This is a genomic window from Arthrobacter sp. D3-16 (assembly GCF_054408515.1).
The window spans coordinates 3,867,742-3,882,102 of record NZ_CP096437.1 but is presented as its reverse complement, the minus strand read 5'-3'; the positions used below and the strand labels follow the sequence as shown (position 1 = coordinate 3,882,102).

Genomic DNA, 14,361 nt, shown 5'->3' with positions numbered 1-14,361 from the left:
TCCGCCAGCCCTAATGCCAGGGAATGATCCGGTCCGCAGCCGGGCGGGTCGCCTGGATCAGCCCGGCGTTGGCTTCGTCCGGGCCGGTTGCCCACGCCTCAGCGGCAGCCGGCTCCATGCCAAACGACACATGCCGTTCCACCAGACGCGTGAGGCGCAGCTCCGGCGGCGTGTCCACAAACCACACCTCGTCGAGCTGCGCCCGGATGTCCTTCCAGGGTTCCTGTTCCATCAGCAGGTAGTTGCCCTCCGTGATCACCAGCGGGACATCGGCAGGGATCGCGATGGAAGCAGCGACCGGTTCATCCAGGGTGCGCCGGAACTCCGGGGCGTAGACAACAGGCTCATCCCGGCGCACCAGGCGGCGCAGCAGCGAAAGGTAACCGCCGGCGTCGAACGTGTCGATGGCACCCTTGCGCTGCCGCAGCGGGGTGCCGTCGATGATGGCGTTGCCGAGATGGAAGCCGTCCATGGGCACCACTACTGCCTGCCCGGGCTCGAACTGCTGCCGAATCCATTCGGCGAAGGTGGACTTGCCGGAACCAGGGGCGCCTGCGATGCCCAGCACGGTCCGCGTGCCCGGAACGAGCCTTGCCCGGAGGGCGGCCATTGCCTGGGTGATCTCGGGGGAGTCCATGGCAAAAGCCTAGACCGCCCGCTGAATCTCCCCACCTTTCGTTTCAGGAGTGCCGCATACGACGGCGGGCTGCGGGGCCACGCCGTCGGCCTGCCTCAAACATGGGGAGGCTCAGCGGCGGGTTGAGGCGGCAGTTTCCGCCTCATGGGCGTCGGCCCCGCCGGGCAGCGCTTTGAGCCCGGCCGCGCAGGCGACGATTCCAGCGATGAACACCACTTTCACCACGCTGAAGGCTTCGACGCCGGTGGCCATGGCCCAACCCACGGTCAGCGCCGCACCAATTCCCACCCAAACCGCGTAGGCGGTGCCCAGGGGAATAGTCCGGATGGCCATACCCAGGCCCAGCATGCTCAACGTTGCCGTCACGGCGAAGACCAGGGTGGGAACGGGCTCGGTGAAGCCGTCGGACAAACCGAGGGCCGTGGCCCACACCGCTTCGAGAACGGCCGAGGCAAGAAGCACCAGCCAGGGTATCGAGCGCCGCAGCATTACGCCACCACCTTCAGGCCCACCACGCACACCGCGATGCCGGACAGCAGGAGGAGCCGTGCCGCCGTCGGGCGTTCCACCTTGGTGACGATGGCGTAGGCGGAGGTCAGCACCACACCCACGCCCACCCACACTGCGTAGGCCGTTCCGGTGGGTATCGATTGCATGGCGATGGCCAGGCCACCGGTGCTGGCGGCGACGGAGACCAGGAAAAGCGCGGCGGGGGCGATGCGGCGCCGGCCGGAAGCCTGGAAGGTACGGTGCAGGGCTGCTGCCCACACGGCTTCAAGGGCGCCGGAAAGAATGAGGATTAACCACGACATGACAGATCCTTTGGCCAGTCTTGTCGCGTGCCGGGTACTGAACCGTCGTCCGGAGGCCCGTTTGCGGAGCCTACCCTTCCAGCGTAGCAACGCCCGACGCCGGGCGGCCACTGATGGTGCGGAACCTCACCACCGGGTGGCCTGCCTGGGCTTCGAACGTTAGAGGGCGCCGCCGGCAGCTTCCGGGGCGGAGGAGTCGCGGCCGCCGTCGCCGATGGTTTCGCGGGCAATGAAGTTCTCGATGTCGAACAGATTGTCTGCCCGCTCGGCGATGTTCAGGAGCGTGGTCATGGACGCGACTTCCTCCACCTGCTCCTTCAGGAACCAGAGCATAAACTGCTCGCCCAACGCATCGTTTTCGCCGCGGGCGGCCCGGAACAGGTCCTCGATGTTGCGGGTGACTTCCTTTTCCTGCTGCAGGGCCAGGGCCAGCGGCTCGGTGACCGAGGTGAAGTCGTTGCGGACGGCGGGGACGCCTGGAATGGTGAAGGCGATGTCCCGGTCCAGCATGTACTGCACCATCATCATGGCGTGGTTCCGTTCCTCCACAGACTGGCGGTAGAAGTATTTGGCCAGCTGGGGGAGGTCCTGGTTGGCGAACCAGGTGGCCACGGCAATGTACTGCTGCGATGCCGTGAATTCGTTGCCGATCTGGGTGGACAGGAGCGCATTGAACGTTGAAGTGGTCATAGCCCGAGTCTAGGGACGGCCGCGTGGAGCCACCAGTGTGGAAAGGCTCTGCTTCCCAAGGCCAGGCTGGCCTATTCCGGGCCGGGCTCATCCTCTACCGGGTCGATCGAAACGACGGCAAGGAAGCCGCGGCCCAGGACGTCGGGGGTGCCGACGTCGGAACCCACCACCGCGTCGTATCGCGCCAGTGTTTCGGGTTCATTGGTTCCTTCAGCCGCCGTGGCCTGTCCCTGGAGCAGGATCCCCAATTGCCCCTCAAAAATGGGCTTGGCACGCTTTTTCGAGAGCTCGATGATGGACGTGAAGCCCTTGAAGCGGCCTGCCCGCGTGATGACATTGAGGTCCCGGATGTCGCCCGTTGGAAGGGAAGCATGCGTGCTGGCCCCGCCAGGAAAACGGAACGGCCGGTACTTCTCGAGGGGGTGTTCAGCGCCGTCCACGGACAGCAGCAGGAGCTCACCCTCGACCACCGTCAACACCCGCTCCATCCCCGGGAACGCAGAAAAGTCACCGGCCTTGCTGACGTCGGCGATGCTGACCCGCCAGTCCCAGGTCCCGTCCTGCGCGGAAGCTGTCCCGGGGTCGCTGGCCAGCTGGCGCGTCACACCGCCGCCGTTCCGCCAGGGTTCGGGCAAAAGGTCTGCAAAGCGGATGATCTCCATCTGCCCAGCCTAATTCCCCTGCGTACATCCCGCGGCCCGCCTTCCTGCTACTCTCCTCCGGGGGGATAACACAAGAACAGCCTCAAGGAGCCGGGAATGTTTGTAAAAGTGTGTGGTCTCAGTACGCCCGAATCTGTCCGTGAAGCGGTAAATGCCGGGGCGGATGCCGTGGGTTTCGTCCTTACTGCCAGCCCCCGCGTTGTCACCCCGTCCCAGGCGTCCTCGTTGCTGGCGGAGGTCCCAGCGGGAGTCTCGCCCATCGGAGTATTCCGCCACGAGCCGGTGGCCGACGCCGTGGCGATCGCCCGCGCAGCCGGGCTGGAATGGGTCCAGCTGCATGGCCCGCGCACCCGTGAAGACGTCGCTACCGTGCATGACGCGGGCATGAAACTGATCAGGGCAGTCACCATGGAGGCAGCTCCAGAGGAGTTCGAAGACTGGGGCGAGGACGTGCTGCTGATCGACGCAGCGGTGCCGGGCTCCGGGAAGGCCTGGGATTACGCCTCCGTTGCCGCCCTGCCAGTTCTTCAAGGACGGCGCTGGCTGCTCGCCGGCGGCCTCGACCCCGCCAACGTTGGTTCCTCCTCCACCGCAGCCCACGCCTGGGGCGTCGACGTCTCCTCCGGTGTGGAGGCATCCCGGGGCGTGAAGGACCTGGCCAAGGTGCGTGCCTTTGTGCAGGCAGCGAAGGGTGCTGCTGCTCCGGTGTAGCAGCCGGGGTAAGGGATCGGTCAGGGCAAACCCCCATCCTTTTGTCGAAGCCCCCGGGGCACAATGGATGAATGAAGACACTGCTCAACATCATCTGGCTGGTTTTCGGGGGATTCTGGCTTGCGCTGGGCTACTTCCTGGCCGGCGTCATCTGCTGCCTCCTGATCATCACCATTCCATGGGGCATCGCTTCGTTCAGGATTGCGTCATATACGCTGTGGCCGTTCGGCCGCACGGTGGTGGACAAGCCGGGGGGAACAGGAGTGTTTTCCCTACTGGGCAACGTGATCTGGCTGCTGGTGGCGGGTATCTGGATCGCCATCGGCCATGTGGTCACGGCCTTTGCCATGGCCATCACCATCATCGGCATCCCGCTGGCCATCGCGAACCTGAAGCTCATCCCGGTGTCCCTGATGCCACTGGGGAAGCAGATCGTGCCCACCAACGCGCCGTTCGTCAACGCCTACCGGTAGACGGGGCGGCGCAAACCGGGGAAGCAGCGCGCGGAAACGGATGAGCTGACGGGCGACTATTCCGCTGACTCATCCGGCCGCAGCGCCCGCAGGACGCAGAACTCATTGCCGTCCGGATCAGCCATCACCACCCACGTAACCTCCAAGCCCTGGCCCACGGAAACGCGTCTGGCGCCAAGGCCTTCAAGCCTTGCAACCTCTGCGTCGCGGTCCTCGGGCCGCAGGTCCAGGTGAAGCCTGTTCTTGACCTCCTTGCGCTCGGGCACCTTGAGGAAGAGCAGGTCCGGGGATACCCCGTCCTCGGGGCTGCCCGCCGGTGGCTCGAGCACAATTTCGTCGTCCGCCTCGTAGGTGTGGCGCCACCCCAATGCCTTCTCCCAGAAGTCCGCGGGCACTTTAGGATCGGTCGAATCGATGCAAAGGGACTGGATGCGCAGGGTCATCCGAGCAGTGTCGCATCCCGAAACCACGACCGTAAAGGTCCGGGCGGCAGAATGTATCGCCTGGCCCGGGCCGGACCAGGAGGGCGCCGCGTCCTTCAGCGGGGGCTGAATGCCCCGTTGATCAGGAGGGCGACAGACATGCTATCGTCCAATTCCGCGGCGATATCCACGTCGTCGGCGTAGCCCGCACCGGCCAGCTCGCGGCCGCTCGAACACCCGTGCAGCATGTCCCGGAGCCGCGGCTCCGCGGCCTCGAACACCGCCATCGCCGCCACAGCTTCAGGTGAGTAGCCGTGCCTGCCGTCTTCGGCCTCGTAACCGCCCTTGCCCGCAGCAACCAGGCCCGCAATGAACGCACCTGCGCCGATCTGGTCCTCCACAGCAGGGCGGAGGGTGCCGTCCGGCCAGTGTTCACCGGCGGAAATCACTGCGATCACGGCATCGTCAGCGAAGTTGCCCACCACCCAATCTGCTGTTGCTGCCGCATTGCGGAGCGATACCGCAGCTACCAGCGGGACCTCGCCCGCCAGCTCATGGCAAAGAGCGGAACCGTTCGGTGACGGCAGGACCACCCGTTCCAAGGACCCCGCAGCCCGGATACTCGCCGGCGAGAGGCTCAGTCCGCCGCCGTTGCGGGGCCCTGCCAGCTGCGCGCCGTGGTGGGCGGCGAAGTCCTCCGCGCTGGTGTCCTTCCAGGGAAACGGAAAAACGACGGCCCCCCGGTCCAGGGCGACGCTGACGCAGGTGCTGAAGGACAGGACGTCCACCACCACGGCGAGGTCCGCCCCGGACGTTACGGTCCTGGCGCCGTCGAGCCCCCATTCCTGCCGTACGTTGTAGGGCAGTTGCCGGTGGGCAGCACTTGCCGTCAGTGCGTGGCGGGGGTTTGAAGTGGGTGCGTTCACGCCAGTTCGCCTTTCAGGTTCCGGTGGGCGGCGTCCAGCCACAGTTCCCGCGCCCGGCCGGTGTGGAAGAGCGGGTCCAGGTCCAGCAGGTGGCGTACGACGGCGGCGCGCCCGGCAGCGAAGTCAGCGTCGCCAATGTGGGCGTAGTCCTGGCGGACGTCGGCAACGTACCTCGCGTACTCGTCAGGTTCCCCGCCCAGGACGGAAAGGTCGGCATCGCAGAGGAGGGCACCGTCGTCGTCCCCCGGCTCGGGGCGATGGTCCGATGTCAGTCGCACCAACCGGGCCACCTCGGCGGTCTCCGCCTCGGGAAGGCCGGCAGCAACCAGCCGTTCCTCCGCCAGGCGGGCTGACTCTTCCTCGTCCTGGCCGGCGACGCCCCGGTAGACGGCGTCGTGGAACCACGCGGCCAGCAGCACCGTGCGGGGCGGGTCAACGGGATCGGTGAGCAGGTCCAGCGCTTCCAGTACCGACAGCAGGTGCGTGCAGCCGTGGTACCGGCGGTGCGGCTCGCTCCACCGGTCCAGGAGGTCGAGGAAAAGCGCGTCGTGGCCGGGCATGATGGCGTCCCACCGGTTGAACAGCGGCACCTTGAGCGACTTGTTCCGTTGCCGGGCAGGGATCCGCAGGCCGCTGGCGATCAGCTTGCGGACCAGGATCCGGGCCTCCACAGGAATGGCTCCCGCCGCCACCAAATCATTGAAGCGGCGCTCAGCAACGTCGTAATGGTCGCCGTCGAAGGCCCGCTCCGGAATGCCGGCTGCTGCTGCGAACGCGTGCAGTTCGGCAAGCGACGAGTCAGACACCAGATGCGAGAAGTGGGTCCCGTGGGCAGGCCAGAGCGGCGGGTCGATGTAGATGGCCATGGAGGAAGTCTAGTTGGGGGGTCCATGGCGCCGCTTTGCCGGAACGCGTCCCTCCATGCGGGGAAGTGTCCGGGCAGTATCCGAAGATGCGCCACAGTTCTCCTCGTCTTACCGCATCTGCGCCATACACTGGGCCTATGACCATAATTCGCGTTGCTGAGGCTGCCCGGTTCCTCGGTGTCAGCGACGACACTGTGCGGCGCTGGTTGGACACTGGATCACTCACCGCCATCAAGGATGAGGGCGGCCGGCTCGCCGTGGACGGGCTGGAACTGGCCCGGCATGCACAGAAACTCGCGCAGCTACCGGACGATCCGCACCGTACCGGCAGCTCCGCGCGCAACAGGTTCGTGGGCCTGGTTACCGGCATCACGGCGGACAAGGTCATGGCCCAGGTGGAGCTGCAATGCGGGCCGTTCCGGGTGGTGTCGCTCATGAGCAGCGAGGCCGTTCGGGAGCTGGGGCTGGAACCTGGTTCAGTGGCCACCGCAGTTGTCAAAGCCACCACGGTCCTCATCGAAACCCCGCGGGGCAAGGCGCTGTGAACAGGCTCCACGGGCTCACGGCATTGCTGCTGGCAGTACTGATGACCGTCACGCTGGCAGCCTGCACTGGCAAGGGCGATGCGGCCGCCAACACCAGCGGCGGGACGCTGACCGTGTTCGCTGCCGCATCCCTCAAAACCAGCTTCACGGAACTGGCAAAGATGTTTGAAGCCCGGCACCCGGGCACCGCCGTCACCCTCAGCTTCGCAGGATCGTCAGACCTTGCCACCCAGATCAACCAGGGCGCGCCGGCGGACGTCTTCGCCTCCGCGGACACCAGGAACATGGAAAAACTGCAGGAGGCCGGGCTGGTGGATGGCGAGCCGCAGATTTTCGCCACCAACACGCTCACCATCGCCGTCCCGCCCGGAAACCCGGCCGGCATCCGCTCCTTCCCGGACCTCGCCAAACCTGGAACCCGTCTGGTGCAATGTGCCCCACAGGTTCCCTGCGGTGCCGCCGCGGCCGTCATTGAACAGCGGACCGGAACAGACCTGAACCCGGTCAGCGAGGAAAACTCCGTAACGGACGTGCTGGGCAAAGTCATCTCCGCGGAGGCCGACGCGGGGCTGGTCTACGTCACCGACCTTAAGTCCGCAGCAGGCAGGGTGGAAGGCGTTGCCTTTCCGGAAGCAGCCGGTTCCGTCAACAGCTATCCCGCCGCCCTGCTGTCCAACAGCAGGAACAGCGCAGAGGCCCGCGCCTTCCTCGAACTCATCAGCAGCCCCGAAGGCCAGCAAGTACTCTCAGCCGCCGGCTTCGGACCGGCCCCGGCGTGAGCGGCCAAGCCTCATGAGTCGCCAGGCATATAGCGGCGTTCCGCGCTGGATCCATGCCGTGGCGGTCCTGGCCGCCCTGGTGGTCATCCTCCCGCTGCTCGCCATGGTGGCGAGGGTCAACTGGGCCAACTTCCTGCCACTGGTCACCTCAGAGTCCGCCCTGTCGGCACTGGGCCTGAGCCTCCGGACGTCCGCTGCCAGCACCGTCCTGTGCATCCTTCTCGGGGTACCGCTGGCCCTCGTTCTGGCCCGGGGCAGGTTCCCGCTGCAGGCACTGCTGCGCTCGCTGGTGCTGCTCCCGCTCGTCCTGCCACCCGTGGTGGGCGGCATCGCGCTCCTCTACACGTTCGGCCGCCAAGGCCTCTTGGGCAGCACCCTGGAAGTCCTCGGCCTCCAGGTTGCCTTCTCCACCACCGCAGTCGTCCTGGCGCAGACGTTCGTGGCGTTGCCGTTCCTGGTGGTGAGCCTGGAGGGAGCCATGCGGACCGGGGGCGAACGGTACGAAGCGGTCGCCGCAACGCTCGGCGCCTCGCCCGGACGGGTCTTCCGCCGCGTGACGCTGCCGCTGGTGCTGCCCGGGCTGGCATCGGGGGCTGTGCTCTCGTTCGCCCGCAGCCTGGGGGAGTTCGGCGCCACTCTGACGTTCGCGGGCAGCCTCCAGGGGGTAACCCGGACGCTGCCGCTGGAAATCTACCTGCAGCGTGAAACGGACCCGGATGCTGCCGTCGCCCTCTCCCTGGTGCTGGTGGCCGTGGCAGTGGCCGTGGTGGCGCTTGCGTACCGGCGCCCCGGCGGGCGTGCTGCCCCGTCGTCCGAGCACCGGACGACGACGGCCGGAACCGCGGTGAGGAACGCCGCGTGACGTTCGCATTTGAGGCAGCCGTGGCCGGGCGGGGGTTCGACGTGGCCCTGACGGTCGCTCCGCGGGAAACGGTAGCGGTGATGGGGCCGAACGGGGCGGGTAAGTCCACGCTGCTGGCCGTGGTCGCGGGTCTGCTGCGGCCGGACAGCGGCCGGGCGGAGCTTGGCGGACGGACGCTGTTTGATCTCTCGCCTGGCAGGAGCAGGTGGACGCCGCCCCATCAGCGCGGTACCTCGCTGCTCGCCCAGGAACCCCTGCTATTCCCCCACCTCAACGCCTTGGAAAACGTGGCCTTCGGTCCGCGGAGCGCCGGGGTGCCGAAGCACCAGGCAAGGGCCGACGCCGTCCGCTGGCTGGCCGAAGTCGAAGCCCAGGACCTCCATGACCGCCGCCCCGCCGAGCTTTCCGGCGGCCAGGCCCAGCGCGTTGCGGTGGCCAGGGCGCTCGCCGCGGACCCGGGACTCCTCCTCCTGGACGAGCCGATGGCTGCGCTGGACATCCACTCCGCGCCGCTGCTCCGCCGCCTGCTGAAACGGGTCCTCGCCGACAGGCCGGCCATCATCATCACCCACGACGTCCTGGACGCGCTGATGCTGGCGGACCGGGTAGTCATCCTGGAAGGGGGCCGGATTTCAGAAGAAGGCCCGACCCGGGAGGTACTCGAGCGGCCCCGCAGCGCCTTTGCGGCCGGACTGGCGGGGCTGAACCTGATTCCTGGAAACCTTACCCGTGACGGGCTCAGGACTTCCGGCGGCCAGACCGTCGCTGGCCATATCGAGGACCCTGGCCCGGCAGGAGAAGATGAGCGGGCAGCGGTGGCCGTGTTCCCGCCGTCGGCCGTTTCCGTATTCCTCGACGACGCCCACGGCAGTCCACGCAACTACTTCGAAGTGACCATCACGGAGCTCGAGCCGCACGGCGACCTGATCCGGGTGCGCGCGGGACACCTGGCAGCGGACGTCACTCCCGCCGCTTCCGCAGACCTCGGCCTGGCCCCCGGCCTGTCCGTTCACTTCGTCGTTAAAGCGATGGCCGTGGCAATTTACCCTGCGTGAGGGGGCACGCCCTGCCCTGGCTGTGGTGTTACAAACTTGTCACGTCTCGTGACTCCCGCCGCAATTACCGGTAAAGTCCCCGGTGGGCGGGCGGACGGCTAATCCTGCCGCTACTGCAACGACCACGCCTCAGTGGCCGAAACCTGAGCTGGATCACCAGCGTTTCGGGGATTCGGGATTCCTGACTACGGCGGCACTGAACCGGCCGGCGGGTGGCTTTGCTGGGGGAGCCACCCGCCCACTTATTTTTTCCTTGCCCGGACCGGCTCCGTGCTCCCCGAACCTACATCCCCGGCAGGTCCAGGGATTCGTAAACCTGGATGCTCGCGCTAGGCATCATGAGGTGCGGGTGCCCGTCCAGCAGCGCCTGGGCGCCGGCGAGGTCCTCCGCCTGGAGAATCGCATAACCGGCCACGCCAGTGCTGGTGTCTGCCGTGCCGGTTGCTGTAATTTCCTTCCCGGCCCCCAGCGGATTGCCTATGTCCACGAGGCCTTCACCCGCCTGCTCGGCCCATGCCAGCCAGGCCTTCATGCCCTCCTGGGCTGCCTCCGGCGAGCTCTCGGCCATTTGCGCCTGGGCGGATAGCGCTGCGATGTAGAGAACAACAAACTTCTTCATTGCCTGTCCCGTCTGCCATGCGCCGGCGGCACTGTGCTCCCCGGTCACAAGGTGATCCTAGGGGTGGATCGGCACCCTTGGAAACGTTTGGCCGCACGGGTCTCGCATCTTGGTTCGCTCTGGGAAAACAGGAAATAAAAAGTACCCCCGCCAAAGTTGAGCGTAGTAGACTCAACCTAGACAACAGACCCCGAAAGGAGCTCTCTTTGGACGTCAAATTCACCACCAAGAGCCAGGAGGCTCTTTCGGCTGCCGCCATGAACGCCTCCACGGCCGGCAACCCGCAGGTGGAACCCGCCCACCTGCTCAAGGCGCTGATGGACCAGCGTGAAGGCGTCGCCGTGGCACTTCTCAGGGCCACCGGCGCGGACCCGGACGCCGTAAGCGTCCAGGCGAGCAGCGCCATCAAGGCACTGCCGGCCACCTCCGGCGCTTCCAGCCAGCAGGCCCAGCTGTCCCGGCCTGCCTTGCAGGCTATCCAGAGCGCCAAGGAGGAAGCCGACCGGCTGGGCGATACTTTTGTGTCAACCGAAGTGCTCCTGCTGGGGCTTTCCTCCGGAAGCGACGCGGCGGCCCGGTTGCTGCGCGACGCCGGTGCCTCCCACGAGGCCCTGCTCGCCGCCCTGCCGGGCGTCCGAGGCGACCGTAAAGTCACCAGTCCGGACCCGGAGAACACGTTCCAGTCCCTGGAAAAGTTCGGCACGGACCTCACCGCCATGGCCCGGTCCGGCAAGCTGGACCCGGTGATCGGCCGCGACACGGAAATCCGGCGGATTGTCCAGGTCCTGAGCCGCCGCACCAAGAACAACCCCGTGATCATTGGTGAGCCGGGCGTCGGCAAGACCGCAGTGGTGGAGGGCCTGGCCCAGCGCATTGTGGCCGGGGACGTGCCCGAAAGCCTGCGCGGCAAGACCCTGATCGCCCTGGATCTTGCCTCGATGGTGGCCGGCGCCAAGTACCGCGGTGAGTTCGAGGAACGCCTCAAGGCCGTCTTGGAGGAGATCAAGAACTCCGAAGGCCAGATCGTCACCTTCATTGACGAAATCCATACGGTGGTGGGTGCAGGTGCCACCGGCGAGTCATCCATGGATGCCGGCAACATGCTCAAGCCCATGCTGGCACGCGGCGAGCTGCGGCTCATCGGCGCCACCACCTTGGATGAGTACCGGGAGAACATCGAAAAGGACCCGGCACTTGAGCGCCGCTTCCAGCAGGTATACGTGGGGGAGCCCAGTGTTGAGGACACCATCGGCATTCTCCGTGGCCTGAAGGAGCGCTACGAGGCGCACCATAAGGTGGCTATTGCCGACTCCGCCCTGGTGGCCGCTGCGACGCTTTCAAACCGCTACATTTCCGGCCGCCAGCTGCCGGACAAGGCTATAGACCTCGTGGATGAGGCCGCGTCCAGGCTGCGCATGGAAATCGACTCCGCGCCGGAGGAGATTGACCAGCTGCGCCGCGCCGTCGACCGGCTGACCATGGAGGAGTTGGCCTTGGAAGGCGAGACCGACGCCGCGTCCGTGGAGCGTCTTGCAGCCCTCCGCGCGGACAAGGCGGACAGGGAAGAGGAACTCGCGGCACTGAACGCCCGCTGGGAGGCAGAAAAGGCCGGCCTCAACCGGGTGGGCGACCTGAAGGCGAAGCTGGACGAACTGCGCTCCACCGCGGACAAGGCGCAGCGCGAGGGCGACCTTGAGACGGCGTCGCGGATTCTCTACGGCGAGATCCCGGCCCTGGAGCGTGAGCTGAACGCTGCGGCGGAGGCCGAAGCCGCTGTCACGGACAAGTCCGCGCAGATGGTTGCGGAGCAGGTGACTGCGGACGATATCGCCGAGGTCATCTCGGCGTGGACCGGCATCCCCGCCGGCCGCATGCTGCAGGGCGAAAGCCAGAAGCTGCTGCACATGGAGGAGGAGCTTGGGAAGCGCCTGATCGGGCAGAAGAAGGCCGTTGCGGCGGTTTCCGACGCCGTCCGCCGCGCCCGTGCCGGAATCAGCGATCCCAACCGGCCCACAGGCTCGTTCCTGTTCCTCGGCCCCACGGGCGTGGGTAAGACGGAGCTGGCAAAGGCCCTGGCGGACTTCCTGTTCGACGACGAGCGAGCCATGGTACGGATCGACATGTCCGAGTACGGGGAGAAGCATTCGGTGGCGCGGCTTGTGGGTGCGCCTCCCGGATACGTGGGGTATGAGGAGGGCGGCCAGCTGACCGAAGCCGTCCGCCGCCGCCCCTACTCCGTGATCCTGCTTGACGAGGTGGAGAAGGCCCATCCCGAGGTCTTCGACATCCTCTTGCAGGTGCTCGACGACGGCCGACTCACCGATGGCCAGGGCCGCACCGTTGACTTCCGCAACGCAATCCTGGTGCTGACGTCCAACTTGGGCAGCCAGTTCCTGGTGGACCCCTCACTGGATGCCGAGGCCAAGCGGAACGCTGTGCTGGCCACCGTCAACGCCTCCTTCAAGCCGGAGTTCCTGAACCGGCTGGATGAAGTGGTGCTGTTCGATCCACTGTCCGTGGAAGAGCTGGCCCGCATCGTTGAACTGCAGGTGGCCGAACTGGGCCGGCGGCTGCACGAGCGCCGGCTCACCCTCGACGTCACCGACGGCGCGCGCGCCTGGCTGGCCATGTCCGGCTTCGATTCCGCCTATGGTGCCCGGCCGCTGCGCCGGCTGGTCCAGCGGGAGATCGGCGACCGCCTGGCCAAGGCCATCCTGTCCGGTGAGATCGCCGACGGGGATACGGTGCTGGTGGACACGGCTACCGACGTCGATGAACTCACCATCGCAGGGCTGGAGGCCCTTGCCGGGCCCAACGGCGGCGCCGTTCCGGGAACGGGGCTGGTAGTCCGCCGGAAAGCCTAGTTCCGCGGGTTGGTCTCGAGTGTGCTGCCGTGCTGCCCCAAGCGTTAGGGCAGCACACTCGCGTTGACGTTGTTGCCGCCGGGGGAGGTTACGTAACAGTCCAATCTGCGGTCCCCGGCGTCCCAGCTACTGGAGCTGGGAAAGCTGCGCTCGAAGGTCAGCGTGTACTCGTTGGCGGCCGGGCCAAGTTTCGCCGCCTGGCATGCTTCGAGGGCCTTGGCTTTGAGTGCCTCGGCGCCCGGGTAGGACTCGCCTTCCGGGTAGCGGAACACGGCGACCAGCTGGGCCGAATGGCCGGTGTCACACGGCACCACGGCGGATTTGAGCGCTTCCGGGTCAAAGTCCCTGAAGCAGTCGCCCAAGGCATAGGAGGCAGGTTCCGCTTCGCGGGGCAGCGGCAGCGGGGTGGCCGGCGGCGTGACGGAGGTTTCCAGGATGCCGGGAACCGGCCCTGCGGAGGCTTCCTGGTTCCCGTTGGTGTTCAGCCACAGGGCAAGCCAGACCAGCGAACCGATGACCGCCAGAAGGACGGCGACGAAGAACGCCTTCCACAACGTCCGCTGGCTGACGCTGAGGCGGCCGGCTTCCGGTCCATCAGGGATGGCGGAACGGTCCTGCTCCAGCGGCTCGCCTTGGCCCTGCTCGTGCCCCTTGGTGCGTGCAGGGGGCACGGCTGCGGGGATCCCATACTCGGCCGCCGGAACTGTGGGCAGGCCGGCGGTGGGCGGAGAGCCGGGTTTGGGCGGAACGTCATGGTGGTTCACTGGGTGCATCCTCCTGCGTTTACTCCGCTGTGGCTGCCGGATTCCCGGCCAGTATCCGTAGTTGCTGAGTCGACTCTACCGAAGAAAAAAGCCGGATTCTGGCCATGGAAGGGCAGGAATGGTATGAGCGGGGGCGCCGGGAGCAGTGGGTGGCAAGCAGGGCCAGCAGAAAGCATGTAATCTAGGTGTACGACAAATTGACCAAACATTCCGGGGCCTCACCTACGCCAAGGTGACCACCTCCGGTCCAAGTACAAAAGGGGGTCACGCCATGGGGCGCGGCCGTCAAAAGGCAAAAGCTACCAAGCAGGCTCGGGATATCAAGTACTACTCCCCGAACACTGACTACTCGGCGCTTCAGCGTGAGCTGACGGGTCCAGGCAGTCGTGCCACGAGCCATTACGCGAATGAGCCGGTTGAACCGGACTATTCGGCTTATGTGGATAAGTACGCGGATGATTTGGAAGAAGACGACGACGAGGTAGACACCCGTCGGATCGGCTAGTTGTCGCAAGTGCTGTTGCCGTAACCGGACAGCCCTGTGACGCCGCAGCACGAACGGATGCAGCAGTGGATTCTGCGGTCTCCAGCTTTTAGTGCAGCGCTTCTTTTTTGGCACCTTTGATCCAGTGGATCACCTGTGCCGACTCAGTTATTGAACCCGCTGCCTGCAC

General features: G+C 66.4%; 18 protein-coding genes and 1 riboswitch. Of the genes, 8 read left to right on the top strand and 10 right to left on the bottom strand.

Annotated features, from left to right (window positions below):
• Nucleotides 1-10: 10 nt before the first annotated feature.
• The 5 genes from M1D32_RS18185 to M1D32_RS18165 form a co-directional block, all read right to left on the bottom strand.
• The gene (locus M1D32_RS18185) at nt 11-637 is read right to left on the bottom strand and encodes a nucleoside/nucleotide kinase family protein (RefSeq protein ID WP_458780015.1); all 627 of its coding nucleotides are present in this window, start codon (nt 635-637) and stop codon (nt 11-13) included.
• A 111-nt stretch (nt 638-748) separates the two neighbouring features.
• A complete protein-coding gene (locus M1D32_RS18180; protein WP_458780014.1) occupies nt 749-1,126 on the bottom strand; it encodes a DMT family transporter in 378 nt (125 codons plus the stop codon).
• A complete protein-coding gene (locus M1D32_RS18175; RefSeq protein ID WP_458780013.1) occupies nt 1,126-1,449 on the bottom strand; it encodes a DMT family transporter in 324 nt (107 codons plus the stop codon). The genes M1D32_RS18180 and M1D32_RS18175 overlap by 1 nt, the downstream gene beginning before the upstream one ends.
• A 9-nt stretch (nt 1,450-1,458) precedes the next feature.
• A riboswitch (guanidine-III (ykkC-III) riboswitch) is annotated at nt 1,459-1,524 on the bottom strand.
• An 84-nt stretch (nt 1,525-1,608) separates the two neighbouring features.
• Nucleotides 1,609-2,139: a ferritin gene (locus M1D32_RS18170; RefSeq protein ID WP_458780012.1), complete on the bottom strand. Its 531-nt coding sequence runs from the start codon at nt 2,137-2,139 to the stop codon at nt 1,609-1,611.
• 71 nt (nt 2,140-2,210) lie between these two features.
• A complete protein-coding gene (locus M1D32_RS18165; RefSeq protein ID WP_458780011.1) occupies nt 2,211-2,801 on the bottom strand; it encodes a HutD/Ves family protein in 591 nt (196 codons plus the stop codon).
• A 96-nt stretch (nt 2,802-2,897) separates the two neighbouring features.
• Between M1D32_RS18165 and M1D32_RS18160 the strand changes: the two genes are divergently transcribed.
• A complete protein-coding gene (locus M1D32_RS18160) occupies nt 2,898-3,512 on the top strand; it encodes a phosphoribosylanthranilate isomerase (protein ID WP_458780010.1) in 615 nt (204 codons plus the stop codon).
• 71 nt (nt 3,513-3,583) lie between these two features.
• Nucleotides 3,584-3,985: a YccF domain-containing protein gene (locus M1D32_RS18155; RefSeq protein ID WP_458780009.1), complete on the top strand. Its 402-nt coding sequence runs from the start codon at nt 3,584-3,586 to the stop codon at nt 3,983-3,985.
• Between the two features lie 56 nt (nt 3,986-4,041).
• Here M1D32_RS18155 and M1D32_RS18150 read toward each other — a convergent pair whose 3' ends face one another.
• The 3 genes from M1D32_RS18150 to M1D32_RS18140 form a co-directional block, all read right to left on the bottom strand.
• Nucleotides 4,042-4,428, bottom strand: coding sequence for a VOC family protein (locus tag M1D32_RS18150; protein ID WP_458780008.1), 387 nt, complete (start codon nt 4,426-4,428; stop codon nt 4,042-4,044).
• A 95-nt stretch (nt 4,429-4,523) separates the two neighbouring features.
• Entirely contained in the window at nt 4,524-5,333 is an 810-nt protein-coding gene (locus M1D32_RS18145) for a 2-phosphosulfolactate phosphatase (protein WP_458780007.1), read from the bottom strand.
• On the bottom strand, nt 5,330-6,199 hold the full coding sequence (locus tag M1D32_RS18140; protein ID WP_458780006.1) for a DUF4031 domain-containing protein: 870 nt from the start codon (nt 6,197-6,199) through the stop codon (nt 5,330-5,332). Before M1D32_RS18140 ends, M1D32_RS18145 begins: the two co-directional genes overlap by 4 nt.
• A gap of 137 nt (nt 6,200-6,336) precedes the next feature.
• Here M1D32_RS18140 and M1D32_RS18135 point away from each other — a divergent pair, with 137 nt between their 5' ends.
• The 4 genes from M1D32_RS18135 to M1D32_RS18120 are packed head-to-tail and all read left to right on the top strand — an operon-like array spanning nt 6,337 to nt 9,440.
• Nucleotides 6,337-6,744: a TOBE domain-containing protein gene (locus M1D32_RS18135; RefSeq protein WP_458780005.1), complete on the top strand. Its 408-nt coding sequence runs from the start codon at nt 6,337-6,339 to the stop codon at nt 6,742-6,744.
• A gap of 41 nt (nt 6,745-6,785) precedes the next feature.
• Nucleotides 6,786-7,523, top strand: a complete 738-nt coding sequence (gene modA, locus M1D32_RS18130; RefSeq protein ID WP_458782227.1) for a molybdate ABC transporter substrate-binding protein — start codon at nt 6,786-6,788, stop codon at nt 7,521-7,523.
• Between the two features lie 13 nt (nt 7,524-7,536).
• A complete protein-coding gene (locus tag M1D32_RS18125) occupies nt 7,537-8,385 on the top strand; it encodes an ABC transporter permease (protein WP_458780004.1) in 849 nt (282 codons plus the stop codon).
• Nucleotides 8,382-9,440: a sulfate/molybdate ABC transporter ATP-binding protein gene (locus tag M1D32_RS18120; protein ID WP_458780003.1), complete on the top strand. Its 1,059-nt coding sequence runs from the start codon at nt 8,382-8,384 to the stop codon at nt 9,438-9,440. Before M1D32_RS18125 ends, M1D32_RS18120 begins: the two co-directional genes overlap by 4 nt.
• Before the next feature lie 283 nt (nt 9,441-9,723).
• Here M1D32_RS18120 and M1D32_RS18115 read toward each other — a convergent pair whose 3' ends face one another.
• Nucleotides 9,724-10,107 (bottom strand): YciI family protein, encoded by a 384-nt coding sequence (locus M1D32_RS18115; protein WP_458780002.1) that lies wholly within the window; start codon nt 10,105-10,107, stop codon nt 9,724-9,726.
• Nucleotides 10,108-10,265: 158 nt separating this feature from the next.
• Between M1D32_RS18115 and clpB the strand changes: the two genes are divergently transcribed.
• Complete coding sequence (clpB, locus tag M1D32_RS18110) at nt 10,266-12,923, top strand: ATP-dependent chaperone ClpB (RefSeq protein ID WP_458780001.1); 2,658 nt, start codon at nt 10,266-10,268, stop codon at nt 12,921-12,923.
• Nucleotides 12,924-12,967: 44 nt separating this feature from the next.
• Here clpB and M1D32_RS18105 read toward each other — a convergent pair whose 3' ends face one another.
• A complete protein-coding gene (locus M1D32_RS18105) occupies nt 12,968-13,696 on the bottom strand; it encodes a septum formation family protein (protein ID WP_458780000.1) in 729 nt (242 codons plus the stop codon).
• Nucleotides 13,697-13,958: 262 nt separating this feature from the next.
• Between M1D32_RS18105 and M1D32_RS18100 the strand changes: the two genes are divergently transcribed.
• Nucleotides 13,959-14,192 carry a DUF3073 domain-containing protein gene (locus tag M1D32_RS18100; protein WP_050053419.1) on the top strand — a complete coding sequence of 78 codons (234 nt, stop codon included), beginning with the start codon at nt 13,959-13,961 and terminating at the stop codon, nt 14,190-14,192.
• Nucleotides 14,193-14,361: the final 169 nt, after the last annotated feature.